This is a genomic window from Sulfurimonas paralvinellae, from assembly GCF_014905135.1.
GTDB classification, from domain to species: Bacteria; Campylobacterota; Campylobacteria; order Campylobacterales; family Sulfurimonadaceae; genus Sulfurimonas; species Sulfurimonas paralvinellae.
This window is the reverse complement of sequence record NZ_CP041406.1, coordinates 422,301-434,670: the sequence shown is the minus strand read 5'-3', so window position 1 is coordinate 434,670 and position 12,370 is coordinate 422,301. Positions and strand designations below refer to the sequence as shown.

The 12,370-nt window shown below is 49.0% G+C and carries 15 protein-coding genes; all 15 read right to left on the bottom strand.

Translation table 11 applies throughout. The features are described from left to right. Positions 1-99 precede the first annotated feature (99 nt). The 15 genes from FM071_RS02340 to FM071_RS02270 all read right to left on the bottom strand — a co-directional run bounded on the left by FM071_RS02340 (position 100) and on the right by FM071_RS02270 (position 12,261). On the bottom strand, positions 100-639 hold the full coding sequence (locus FM071_RS02340) for a hypothetical protein (protein ID WP_193111433.1): 540 nt from the start codon (positions 637-639) through the stop codon (positions 100-102). A 163-nt stretch (positions 640-802) separates the two neighbouring features. Further along, on the bottom strand, positions 803-1,330 hold the full coding sequence (locus tag FM071_RS02335) for a hypothetical protein (protein WP_193111432.1): 528 nt from the start codon (positions 1,328-1,330) through the stop codon (positions 803-805). Beyond that, complete coding sequence (locus FM071_RS02330) at positions 1,293-1,559, bottom strand: hypothetical protein (RefSeq protein WP_193111431.1); 267 nt, start codon at positions 1,557-1,559, stop codon at positions 1,293-1,295. The genes FM071_RS02335 and FM071_RS02330 overlap by 38 nt, the downstream gene beginning before the upstream one ends. Positions 1,560-1,632: 73 nt before the next feature. Beyond that, positions 1,633-1,866 carry a hypothetical protein gene (locus FM071_RS02325; RefSeq protein ID WP_193111430.1) on the bottom strand — a complete coding sequence of 78 codons (234 nt, stop codon included), beginning with the start codon at positions 1,864-1,866 and terminating at the stop codon, positions 1,633-1,635. Beyond that, a complete protein-coding gene (locus tag FM071_RS02320; protein WP_193111429.1) occupies positions 1,863-2,321 on the bottom strand; it encodes a hypothetical protein in 459 nt (152 codons plus the stop codon). Before FM071_RS02320 ends, FM071_RS02325 begins: the two co-directional genes overlap by 4 nt. A gap of 345 nt (positions 2,322-2,666) precedes the next feature. Next, a complete protein-coding gene (locus FM071_RS02315) occupies positions 2,667-3,542 on the bottom strand; it encodes a hypothetical protein (RefSeq protein WP_193111428.1) in 876 nt (291 codons plus the stop codon). 8 nt (positions 3,543-3,550) lie between these two features. Then, positions 3,551-3,847, bottom strand: a complete 297-nt coding sequence (locus FM071_RS02310) for a hypothetical protein (RefSeq protein ID WP_193111427.1) — start codon at positions 3,845-3,847, stop codon at positions 3,551-3,553. 7 nt (positions 3,848-3,854) lie between these two features. Further along, on the bottom strand, positions 3,855-4,151 hold the full coding sequence (locus FM071_RS02305) for a hypothetical protein (RefSeq protein WP_193111426.1): 297 nt from the start codon (positions 4,149-4,151) through the stop codon (positions 3,855-3,857). 8 nt (positions 4,152-4,159) lie between these two features. After that, the gene (locus tag FM071_RS02300) at positions 4,160-4,348 is read right to left on the bottom strand and encodes a hypothetical protein (RefSeq protein WP_193111425.1); all 189 of its coding nucleotides are present in this window, start codon (positions 4,346-4,348) and stop codon (positions 4,160-4,162) included. Between the two features lie 234 nt (positions 4,349-4,582). Continuing rightward, positions 4,583-5,530: a hypothetical protein gene (locus FM071_RS02295; protein WP_193111424.1), complete on the bottom strand. Its 948-nt coding sequence runs from the start codon at positions 5,528-5,530 to the stop codon at positions 4,583-4,585. 41 nt (positions 5,531-5,571) lie between these two features. Beyond that, positions 5,572-7,944, bottom strand: coding sequence for a beta strand repeat-containing protein (locus FM071_RS02290; RefSeq protein ID WP_193111423.1), 2,373 nt, complete (start codon positions 7,942-7,944; stop codon positions 5,572-5,574). A gap of 108 nt (positions 7,945-8,052) precedes the next feature. Then, positions 8,053-8,328 (bottom strand): hypothetical protein, encoded by a 276-nt coding sequence (locus tag FM071_RS02285; RefSeq protein WP_193111422.1) that lies wholly within the window; start codon positions 8,326-8,328, stop codon positions 8,053-8,055. Between the two features lie 116 nt (positions 8,329-8,444). Further along, the gene (locus FM071_RS02280) at positions 8,445-8,591 is read right to left on the bottom strand and encodes a hypothetical protein (RefSeq protein WP_193111421.1); all 147 of its coding nucleotides are present in this window, start codon (positions 8,589-8,591) and stop codon (positions 8,445-8,447) included. A gap of 73 nt (positions 8,592-8,664) precedes the next feature. Continuing rightward, complete coding sequence (locus FM071_RS02275; protein WP_193111420.1) at positions 8,665-10,119, bottom strand: beta strand repeat-containing protein; 1,455 nt, start codon at positions 10,117-10,119, stop codon at positions 8,665-8,667. 471 nt (positions 10,120-10,590) lie between these two features. Continuing rightward, entirely contained in the window at positions 10,591-12,261 is a 1,671-nt protein-coding gene (locus FM071_RS02270; protein WP_193111419.1) for a beta strand repeat-containing protein, read from the bottom strand. Positions 12,262-12,370: the final 109 nt, after the last annotated feature.

Here is a 12,370-nt window from a genome sequence, read left to right as displayed (position 1 = left end):
CTGCGCCTGCTGCTGTGAGCGTCCTGTTCCAGTAGATGCATCGATGGCATAGTTTGTTGTTGTGTCATCTATTGGTAGGTGATATCGCCGCCGTCAGGGTCATTTGGCAGTGGATGTTGCTACTGTATCGCCTGCGTTTTTGCTGTCTTCTACGAATGGACCGTCTACCGGAGTCACTGTTAATGTTAATGGCTCATTTGTATCGGTATCGGCTGGGTTTACATTGGCTGTAGCAGAGGAAGTTTGTCCTGTTGTAGAGGCTGCTGTTACAGTAAAGTCTGGAAGATTGCCACCACCATTGACTACGGCTGCGCCTGCTGCTGTGAGCGTCACTGTTCCAGTAGATGCATCGATGGCATAGTTTGTTGTGTCATCTATTGTGTAGGTGATATCGCCGCCGTCAGGGTCATTTGCAGTGGATGTTGCTACTGTATCGCCTGCGTTTGTGCTGTCTTCTACGAATGGACCGTCTACCGGAGTCACTGTTAATGTTAATGGCTCATTTGTATCGGTATCGGCTGGGTTTACATTGGCTGTAGCAGAGGAAGTTTGTCCTGTTGTAGAGGCTGCTGTTACAGTAAAGTCTGGAAGATTGCCACCACCATTGACTACGGCTGCGCCTGCTGCTGTGAGCGTCACTGTTCCAGTAGATGCATCGATGGCATAGTTTGTTGTGTCATCTATTGTGTAGGTGATATCGCCGCCGTCAGGGTCATTTGCAGTGGATGTTGCTACTGTATCGCCTGCGGTTTGTGCTGTGCTGCTTCTACGAATGGACCGTCTACCGGAGTCACTGTTAATGTTAATGGCTCATTTGTATCGGTATCGCTGGGTTTACATTGGCTGTAGCAGAGGAAGTTTGTCCTGTTGTAGAGGCTGCTGTTACAGTAAAGTCTGGAAGATTGCCACCACCATTGACTACGGCTGCGCCTGCTGCTGTGAGCGTCACTGTTCCAGTAGATGCATCGATGGCATAGTTTGTTGTGTCATCTATTGTGTAGGTGATATCGCCGCCGTCAGGGTCATTTGCAGTGGATGTTGCTACTGTATCGCCTGCGTTTGTGCTGTCTTCTACGAATGGACCGTCTACCGGAGTCACTGTTAATGTTAATGGCTCATTTGTATCGGTATCGGCTGGGTTTACATTGGCTGTAGCAGAGGAAGTTTGTCCTGTTGTAGAGGCTGCTGTTACAGTAAAGTCTGGAAGATTGCCACCACCATTGACTACGGCTGCGCCTGCTGCTGTGAGCGTCACTGTTCCAGTAGATGCATCGATGGCATAGTTTGTTGTGTCATCTATTGTGTAGGTGATATCCGCCGTCAGGGTCATTTGCAGTGGATGTTGCTACTGTATCGCCTGCGTTTGTGCTGTCTTCTACGAATGGACCGTCTACCGGAGTCACTGTTAATGTTAATGGCTCATTTGTATCGGTATCGGCTGGGTTTACATTGGCTGTAGCAGAGGAAGTTTGTCCTGTTGTAGAGGCTGCTGTTACAGTAAAGTCTGGAAGATTGCCACCACCATTGACTACGGCTGCGCCTGCTGCTGTGAGCGTCACTGTTCCAGTAGATGCATCGATGGCATAGTTTGTTGTGTCATCTATTGTGTAGGTGATATCGCCGCCGTCAGGGTCATTTGCAGTGGATGTTGCTTACTGTATCGCCTGCGTTTGTGCTGTCTTCTACGAATGGACCGTCTACCGGAGTCACTGTTAATGTTAATGGCTCATTTGTATCGGTATCGGCTGGGTTTACATTGGCTGTAGCAGAGGAAGTTTGTCCTGTTGTAGAGGCTGCTGTTACAGTAAAGTCTGGAAGATTGCCACCACCATTGACTACGGCTGCGCCTGCTGCTGTGAGCGTCACTGTTCCAGTAGATGCATCGATGGCATAGTTGTTGTGTCATCTATTGTGTAGGTGATATCGCCGCCGTCAGGGTCATTTGCAGTGGATGTTGCTACTGTATCGCCTGCGTTTGTGCTGTCTTCTACGAATGGACCGTCTACCGGAGTCACTGTTAATGTTAATGGCTCATTTGTATCGGTATCGGCTGGGTTTACATTGGCTGTAGCAGAGGAAGTTTGTCCTGTTGTAGAGGCTGCTGTTACAGTAAAGTCTGGAAGATTGCCACCACCATTGACTACGGCTGCGCCTGCTGCTGTGAGCGTCACTGTTCCAGTAGATGCATCGATGGCATAGTTTGTTGTGTCATCTATTGTGTAGGTGATATCGCCGCCGTCAGGGTCATTTGCAGTGGATGTTGCTACTGTATCGCCTGCGTTTGTGCTGTCTTCTACGAATGGACCGTCTACCGGAGTCACTGTTAATGTTAATGGCTCATTTGTATCGGTATCGGCTGGGTTTACATTGGCTGTAGCAGAGGAAGTTTGTCCTGTTGTAGAGGCTGCTGTTACAGTAAAGTCTGGAAGATTGCCACCACCATTGACTACGGCTGCGCCTGTGCTGTGAGCGTCACTGTTCCAGTAGATGCATCGATGGCATAGTTTGTTGTGTCATCTATTGTGTAGGTGATATCGCCGCCGTCAGGTCATTTGCAGTGGATGTTGCTACTGTATCGCCTGCGTTTGTGCTGTCTTCTACGAATGGACCGTCTACCGGAGTCACTGTTAATGTTAATGGCTCATTTGTATCGGTATCGGCTGGGTTTACATGGCTGTAGCAGAGGAAGTTTGTCCTGTTGTAGAGGCTGCTGTTACAGTAAAGTCTGGAAGATTGCCACCACCATTGACTACGGCTGCGCCTGCTGCTGTGAGCGTCACTGTTCCAGTAGATGCATCGATGGCATAGTTTGTTGTGTCATCTATTGTGTAGGTGATATCGCCGCCGTCAGGGTCATTTGCAGTGGATGTTGCTACTGTATCGCCTGCGTTTGTGCTGTCTTCTACGAATGGACCGTCTACCGGAGTCACTGTTAATGTTAATGGCTCATTTGTATCGGTATCGGCTGGGTTTACATTGGCTGTAGCAGAGGAAGTTTGTCCTGTTGTAGAGGCTGCTGTTACAGTAAAGTCTGGAAGATTGCCACCACCATTGACTACGGCTGCGCCTGCTGCTGTGAGCGTCACTGTTCCAGTAGATGCATCGATGGCATAGTTTGTTGTGTCATCTATTGTGTAGGTGATATCGCCGCCGTCAGGGTCATTTGCAGTGGATGTTGCTACTGTATCGCCTGCGTTTGTGCTGTCTTCTACGAATGGACCGTCTACCGGAGTCACTGTTAATGTTAATGGCTCATTTGTATCGGTATCGGCTGGGTTTACATTGGCTGTAGCAGAGGAAGTTTGTCCTGTTGTAGAGGCTGCTGTTACAGTAAAGTCTGGAAGATTGCCACCACCATTGACTACGGCTGCGCCTGCTGCTGTGAGCGTCACTGTTCCAGTAGATGCATCGATGGCATAGTTTGTTGTGTCATCTATTGTGTAGGTGATATCGCCGCCGTCAGGGTCATTTGCAGTGGATGTTGCTACTGTATCGCCTGCGTTTGTGCTGTCTTCTACGAATGGACCGTCTACCGGAGTCACTGTTAATGTTAATGGCTCATTTGTATCGGTATCGGCTGGTTTACATTGGCTGTAGCAGAGGAAGTTTGTCCTGTTGTAGAGGCTGCTGTTACAGTAAAGTCTGGAAGATTGCCACCACCATTGACTACGGCTGCGCCTGCTGCTGTGAGCGTCACTGTTCCAGTAGATGCATCGATGGCATAGTTTGTTGTGTCATCTATTGTGTAGGTGATATCGCCGCCGTCAGGGTCATTTGCAGTGGATGTTGCTACTGTATCGCCTGCGTTTGTGCTGTCTTCTACGAATGGACCGTCTACCGGAGTCACTGTAATGTTAATGGCTCATTTGTATCGTATCGGCTGGGTTTACATTGGCTGTAGCAGAGGAAGTTTGTCCTGTTGTAGAGGCTGCTGTTACAGTAAAGTCTGGAAGATTGCCACCACCATTGACTACGGCTGCGCCTGCTGCTGTGAGCGTCACTGTTCCAGTAGATGCATCGATGGCATAGTTTGTTGTGTCATCTATTGTGTAGGTGATATCGCCGCCGTCAGGGTCATTTGCAGTGGATGTTGCTACTGTATCGCCTGCGTTTGTGCTGTCTTCTACGAATGGACCGTCTACCGGAGTCACTGTTAATGTTAATGCTCATTTGTATCGGTATCGGCTGGGTTTACATTGGCTGTAGCAGAGGAAGTTTGTCCTGTTGTAGAGGCTGCTGTTACAGTAAAGTCTGGAAGATTGCCACCACCATTGACTACGGCTGCGCCTGCTGCTGTGAGCGTCACTGTTCCAGTAGATGCATCGATGGCATAGTTTGTTTGTGTCATCTATTGTGTAGGTGATATCGCCGCCGTCAGGGTCATTTGCAGTGGATGTTGCTACTGTATCGCCTGCGTTTGTGCTGTCTTCTACGAATGGACCGTCTACCGGAGTCACTGTTAATGTTAATGGCTCATTTGTATCGGTATCGGCTGGGTTTACATTGGCTGTAGCAGAGGAAGTTTGTCCTGTTGTAGAGGCTGCTGTTACAGTAAAGTCTGGAAGATTGCCACCACCATTGACTACGGCTGCGCTGCTGCTGTGAGCGTCACTGTTCCAGTAGATGCATCGATGGCATAGTTTGTTGTGTCATCTATTGTGTAGGTGATATCGCCGCCGTCAGGGTCATTTGCAGTGGATGTTGCTACTGTATCGCCTGCGTTTGTGCTGTCTTCTACGAATGGACCGTCTACCGGAGTCACTGTTAATGTTAATGGCTCATTTGTATCGGTATCGGCTGGGTTTACATTGGCTGTAGCAGAGGAAGTTTGTCCTGTTGTAGAGGCTGCTGTTACAGTAAAGTCTGGAAGATTGCCACCACCATTGACTACGGCTGCGCCTGCTGCTGTGAGCGTCACTGTTCCAGTAGATGCATCGATGGCATAGTTTGTTGTGTCATCTATTGTGTAGGTGATATCGCCGCCGTCAGGGTCATTTGCAGTGGATGTTGCTACTGTATCGCCTGCGTTTGTGCTGTCTTCTACGAATGGACCGTCTACCGGAGTCACTGTTAATGTTAATGGCTCATTTGTATCGGTATCGGCTGGGTTTACATTGGCTGTAGCAGAGGAAGTTTGTCCTGTTGTAGAGGCTGCTGTTACAGTAAAGTCTGGAAGATTGCCACCACCATTGACTACGGCTGCGCCTGCTGCTGTGAGCGTCACTGTTCCAGTAGATGCATCGATGGCATAGTTTGTTGTGTCATCTATTGTGTAGGTGATATCGCCGCCGTCAGGGTCATTTGCAGTGGATGTTGCTACTGTATCGCCTGCGTTTGTGCTGTCTTCTACGAATGGACCGTCTACCGGAGTCACTGTTAATGTTAATGGCTCATTTGTATCGGTATCGGCTGGGTTTACATTGGCTGTAGCAGAGGAAGTTTGTCCTGTTGTAGAGGCTGCTGTTACAGTAAAGTCTGGAAGATTGCCACCACCATTGACTACGGCTGCGCCTGCTGCTGTGAGCGTCACTGTTCCAGTAGATGCATCGATGGCATAGTTTGTTGTGTCATCTATTGTGTAGGTGATATCGCCGCCGTCAGGGTCATTTGCAGTGGATGTTGTACTGTATCGCCTGCGTTTGTGCTGTCTTCTACGAATGGACCGTCTACCGGAGTCACTGTTAATGTTAATGGCTCATTTGTATCGGTATCGGCTGGGTTTACATTGGCTGTAGCAGAGGAAGTTTGTCCTGTTGTAGAGGCTGCTGTTACAGTAAAGTCTGGAAGATTGCCACCACCATTGACTACGGCTGCGCCTGCTGCTGTGAGCGTCACTGTTCCAGTAGATGCATCGATGGCATAGTTTGTTGTGTCATCTATTGTGTAGGTGATATCGCCGCCGTCAGGGTCATTTGCAGTGGATGTTGCTACTGTATCGCCTGCGTTTGTGCTGTCTTCTACGAATGGACCGTCTACCGGAGTCACTGTTAATGTTAATGGCTCATTTGTATCGGTATCGGCTGGGTTTACATTGGCTGTAGCAGAGGAAGTTTGTCCTGTTGTAGAGGCTGCTGTTACAGTAAAGTCTGGAAGATTGCCACCACCATTGACTACGGCTGCGCCTGCTGCTGTGAGCGTCACTGTTCCAGTAGATGCATCGATGGCATAGTTTGTTGTGTCATCTATTGTGTAGGTGATATCGCCGCCGTCAGGGTCATTTGCAGTGGATGTTGCTACTGTATCGCCTGCGTTTGTGCTGTCTTCTACGAATGGACCGTCTACCGGAGTCACTGTTAATGTTAATGGCTCATTTGTATCGGTATCGGCTGGGTTTACATTGGCTGTAGCAGAGGAAGTTTGTCCTGTTGTAGAGGCTGCTGTTACAGTAAAGTCTGGAAGATTGCCACCACCATTGACTACGGCTGCGCCTGCTGCTGTGAGCGTCACTGTTCCAGTAGATGCATCGATGGCATAGTTTGTTGTGTCATCTATTGTGTAGGTGATATCGCCGCCGTCAGGGTCATTTGCAGTGGATGTTGCTACTGTATCGCCTGCGTTTGTGCTGTCTTCTACGAATGGACCGTCTACCGGAGTCACTGTTAATGTTAATGGCTCATTTGTATCGGTATCGGCTGGGTTTACATTGGCTGTAGCAGAGGAAGTTTGTCCTGTTGTAGAGGCTGCTGTTACAGTAAAGTCTGGAAGATTGCCACCACCATTGACTACGGCTGCGCCTGCTGCTGTGAGCGTCACTGTTCCAGTAGATGCATCGATGGCATAGTTTGTTGTGTCATCTATTGTGTAGGTGATATCGCCGCCGTCAGGGTCATTTGCAGTGGATGTTGCTACTGTATCGCCTGCGTTTGTGCTGTCTTCTACGAATGGACCGTCTACCGGAGTCACTGTTAATGTTAATGGCTCATTTGTATCGGTATCGGCTGGGTTTACATTGGCTGTAGCAGAGGAAGTTTGTCCTGTTGTAGAGGCTGCTGTTACAGTAAAGTCTGGAAGATTGCCACCACCATTGACTACGGCTGCGCCTGCTGCTGTGAGCGTCACTGTTCCAGTAGATGCATCGATGGCATAGTTTGTTGTGTCATCTATTGTGTAGGTGATATCGCCGCCGTCAGGGTCATTTGCAGTGGATGTTGCTACTGTATCGCCTGCGTTTGTGCTGTCTTCTACGAATGGACCGTCTACCGGAGTCACTGTTAATGTTAATGGCTCATTTGTATCGGTATCGGCTGGGTTTACATTGGCTGTAGCAGAGGAAGTTTGTCCTGTTGTAGAGGCTGCTGTTACAGTAAAGTCTGGAAGATTGCCACCACCATTGACTACGGCTGCGCCTGCTGCTGTGAGCGTCACTGTTCCAGTAGATGCATCGATGGCATAGTTTGTTGTGTCATCTATTGTGTAGGTGATATCGCCGCCGTCAGGGTCATTTGCAGTGGATGTTGCTACTGTATCGCCTGCGTTTGTGCTGTCTTCTACGAATGGACCGTCTACCGGAGTCACTGTTAATGTTAATGGCTCATTTGTATCGGTATCGGCTGGGTTTACATTGGCTGTAGCAGAGGAAGTTTGTCCTGTTGTAGAGGCTGCTGTTACAGTAAAGTCTGGAAGATTGCCACCACCATTGACTACGGCTGCGCCTGCTGCTGTGAGCGTCACTGTTCCAGTAGATGCATCGATGGCATAGTTTGTTGTGTCATCTATTGTGTAGGTGATATCGCCGCCGTCAGGGTCATTTGCAGTGGATGTTGCTACTGTATCGCCTGCGTTTGTGCTGTCTTCTACGAATGGACCGTCTACCGGAGTCACTGTTAATGTTAATGGCTCATTTGTATCGGTATCGGCTGGGTTTACATTGGCTGTAGCAGAGGAAGTTTGTCCTGTTGTAGAGGCTGCTGTTACAGTAAAGTCTGGAAGATTGCCACCACACATTGACTACGGCTGCGCCTGCTGCTGTGAGCGTCACTGTTCCAGTAGATGCATCGATGGCATAGTTTTGTTGTGTCATCTATTGTGTAGGTGATATCGCCGCCGTCAGGGTCATTTGCAGTGGATGTTGCTACTGTATCGCCCTGCGTTTGTGCTGTCTTCTACGAATGGACCGTCTACCGGAGTCACTGTTAATGTTAATGGCTCATTTGTATCGGTATCGGCTGGGTTTACATTGGCTGTAGCAGAGGAAGTTTGTCCTGTTGTAGAGGCTGCTGTTACAGTAAAGTCTGGAAGATTGCCACCACCATTGACTACGGCTGCGCCTGCTGCTGTGAGCGTCACTGTTTCCAGTAGATGCATCGATGGCATAGTTTGTTGTGTCATCTATTGTGTAGGTGATATCGCCGCCGTCAGGGTCATTTGCAGTGGATGTTGCTACTGTATCGCCTGCGTTTGTGCTGTCTTCTACGAATGGACGTCTACCGGAGTCACTGTTAATGTTAAGGCTCATTTGTATCGGTATCGGCTGGGTTTACATTGGCTGTAGCAGAGGAAGTTTGTCCTGTTGTAGAGGCTGCTGTTACAGTAAAGTCTGGAAGATTGCCACCACCATTGACTACGGCTGCGCCTGCTGCTGTGAGCGTCACTGTTCCAGTAGATGCATCGATGGCATAGTTTGTTGTGTCATCTATTGTGTAGGTGATATCGCCGCCGTCAGGGTCATTTGCAGTGGATGTTGCTACTGTATCGCCTGCGTTTGTGCTGTCTTCTACGAATGGACCGTCTACGAGTCACTGTTAATGTTAATGGCTCATTTGTTCGGTATCGGCTGGGTTTACATTGGCTGTAGCAGAGGAAGTTTGTCCTGTTTGTAGAGGCTGCTGTTACAGTAAAGTCTGGAAGATTGCCACCACCATTGACTACGGCTGCGCCTGCTGCTGTGAGCGTCACTGTTCCAGTAGATGCATCGATGGCATAGTTTGTTGTGTCATCTATTGTGTAGGTGATATCGCCGCCGTCAGGGTCATTTGCAGTGGATGTTGCTACTGTATCGCCTGCGTTTGTGCTGTCTTCTACGAATGGACCGTCTACCGGAGTCACTGTTAATGTTAATGGCTCATTTGTATCGGTATCGGCTGGGTTTACATTGGCTGTAGCAGAGGAAGTTTGTCCTGTTGTAGAGGCTGCTGTTACAGTAAAGTCTGGAAGATTGCCACCACCATTGACTACGGCTGCGCCTGCTGCTGTGAGCGTCACTGTTCCAGTAGATGCATCGATGGCATAGTTTGTTGTGTCATCTATTGTGTAGGTGATATCGCCGCCGTCAGGGTCATTTGCAGTGGATGTTGCTACTGTATCGCCTGCGTTTGTGCTGTCTTCTACGAATGGACCGTCTACCGGAGTCACTGTTAATGTTAATGGCTCATTTGTATCGGTATCGGCTGGGTTTACATTGGCTGTAGCAGAGGAAGTTTGTCCTGTTGTAGAGGCTGCTGTTACAGTAAAGTCTGGAAGATTGCCACCACCATTGACTACGGCTGCGCCTGCTGCTGTGAGCGTCACTGTTCCAGTAGATGCATCGATGGCATAGTTTGTTGTGTCATCTATTGTGTAGGTGATATCGCCGCCGTCAGGGTCATTTGCAGTGGATGTTGCTACTGTATCGCCTGCGTTTGTGCTGTCTTCTACGAATGGACCGTCTACCGGAGTCACTGTTAATGTTAATGGCTCATTTGTATCGGTATCGGCTGGGTTTACATTGGCTGTAGCAGAGGAAGTTTGTCCTGTTGTAGAGGCTGCTGTTACAGTAAAGTCTGGAAGATTGCCACCACCATTGACTACGGCTGCGCCTGCTGCTGTGAGCGTCACTGTTCCAGTAGATGCATCGATGGCATAGTTTGTTGTGTCATCTATTGTGTAGGTGATATCGCCGCCGTCAGGGTCATTTGCAGTGGATGTTGCTACTGTATCGCCTGCGTTTGTGCTGTCTTCTACGAATGGACCGTCTACCGGAGTCACTGTTAATGTTAATGGCTCATTTGTATCGGTATCGGCTGGGTTTACATTGGCTGTAGCAGAGGAAGTTTGTCCTGTTGTAGAGGCTGCTGTTACAGTAAAGTCTGGAAGATTGCCACCACCATTGACTACGGCTGCGCCTGCTGCTGTGAGCGTCACTGTTCCAGTAGATGCATCGATGGCATAGTTTGTTGTGTCATCTATTGTGTAGGTGATATCGCCGCCGTCAGGGTCATTTGCAGTGGATGTGCTACTGTATCGCCTGCGTTTGTGCTGTCTTCTACGAATGGACCGTCTACCGGAGTCACTGTTAATGTTAATGGCTCATTTGTATCGGTATCGGCTGGGTTTACATTGGCTGTAGCAGAGGAAGTTTGTCCTGTTGTAGAGGCTGCTGTTACAGTAAAGTCTGGAAGATTGCCACCACCATTGACTACGGCTGCGCCTGCTGCTGTGAGCGTCACTGTTCCAGTAGATGCATCGATGGCATAGTTTGTTGTGTCATCTATTGTGTAGGTGATATCGCCGCCGTCAGGGTCATTTGCAGTGGATGTTGCTACTGTATCGCCTGCGTTTGTGCTGTCTTCTACGAATGGACCGTCTACCGGAGTCACTGTTAATGTTAATGGCTCATTTGTATCGGTATCGGCTGGGTTTACATTGGCTGTAGCAGAGGAAGTTTGTCCTGTTGTAGAGGCTGCTGTTACAGTAAAGTCTGGAAGATTGCCACCACCATTGACTACGGCTGCGCCTGCTGCTGTGAGCGTCACTGTTCCAGTAGATGCATCGATGGCATAGTTTGTTTGTGTCATCTATTGTGTAGGTGATATCGCCGCCGTCAGGGTCATTTGCAGTGGATGTTGCTACTGTATCGCCTGCGTTTGTGCTGTCTTCTACGAATGGACCGTCTACCGGAGTCACTGTTAATGTTAATGGCTCATTTGTATCGGTATCGGCTGGGTTTACATTGGCTGTAGCAGAGGAAGTTTGTCCTGTTGTAGAGGCTGCTGTTACAGTAAAGTCTGGAAGATTGCCACCACCATTGACTACGGCTGCGCCTGCTGCTGTGAGCGTCACTGTTCCAGTAGATGCATCGATGGCATAGTTTGTTGTGTCATCTATTGTGTAGGTGATATCGCCGCCGTCAGGGTCATTTGCAGTGGATGTTGCTACTGTATCGCCTGCGTTTGTGCTGTCTTCTACGAATGGACCGTCTACCGGAGTCACTGTTAATGTTAATGGCTCATTTGTATCGGTATCGGCTGGGTTTACATTGGCTGTAGCAGAGGAAGTTTGTCCTGTTGTAGAGGCTGCTGTTACAGTAAAGTCTGGAAGATTGCCACCACCATTGACTACGGCTGCGCCTGCTGCTGTGAGCGTCACTGTTCCAGTAGATGCATCGATGGCATAGTTTGTTGTGTCATCTATTGTGTAGGTGATATCGCCGCCGTCAGGGTCATTTGCAGTGGATGTTGCTACTGTATCGCCTGCGTTTGTGCTGTCTTCTACGAATGGACCGTCTACCGGAGTCACTGTTAATGTTAATGGCTCATTTGTATCGGTATCGGCTGGGTTTACATTGGCTGTAGCAGAGGAAGTTTGTCCTGTTGTAGAGGCTGCTGTTACAGTAAAGTCTGGAAGATTGCCACCACCATTGACTACGGCTGCGCCTGCTGCTGTGAGCGTCACTGTTCCAGTAGATGCATCGATGGCATAGTTTGTTGTGTCATCTATTGTGTAGGTGATATCGCCGCCGTCAGGGTCATTTGCAGTGGATGTTGCTACTGTATCGCCTGCGTTTGTGCTGTCTTCTACGAATGGACCGTCTACCGGAGTCACTGTTAATGTTAATGGCTCATTTGTATCGGTATCGGCTGGGTTTACATTGGCTGTAGCAGAGGAAGTTTGTCCTGTTGTAGAGGCTGCTGTTACAGTAAAGTCTGGAAGATTGCCACCACCATTGACTACGGCTGCGCCTGCTGCTGTGAGCGTCACTGTTCCAGTAGATGCATCGATGGCATAGTTTGTTGTGTCATCTATTGTGTAGGTGATATCGCCGCCGTCAGGGTCATTTGCAGTGGATGTTGCTACTGTATCGCCTGCGTTTGTGCTGTCTTCTACGAATGGACCGTCTACCGGAGTCACTGTTAATGTTAATGGCTCATTTGTATCGGTATCGGCTGGGTTTACATTGGCTGTAGCAGAGGAAGTTTGTCCTGTTGTAGAGGCTGCTGTTACAGTAAAGTCTGGAAGATTGCCACCACCATTGACTACGGCTGCGCCTGCTGCTGTGAGCGTCACTGTTCCAGTAGATGCATCGATGGCATAGTTTGTTGTGTCATCTATTGTGTAGGTGATATCGCCGCCGTCAGGGTCATTTGCAGTGGATGTTGCTACTGTATCGCCTGCG

Coding starts and splice junctions, on each gene's coding strand:
- FM071_RS02335 (WP_193111432.1), bottom strand. CDS start 1,330: ATGACCCTGACGGCGGATATCACCTACACAATAGATGACACAACAAAC.
- FM071_RS02300 (WP_193111425.1), bottom strand. CDS start 4,348: ATGACACAAACAAACTATGCCATCGATGCATCTACTGGAACAGTGACG.
- FM071_RS02290 (WP_193111423.1), bottom strand. CDS start 7,944: ATGTGTGGTGGCAATCTTCCAGACTTTACTGTAACAGCAGCCTCTACA.
- FM071_RS02285 (WP_193111422.1), bottom strand. CDS start 8,328: ATGACACAACAAACTATGCCATCGATGCATCTACTGGAAACAGTGACG.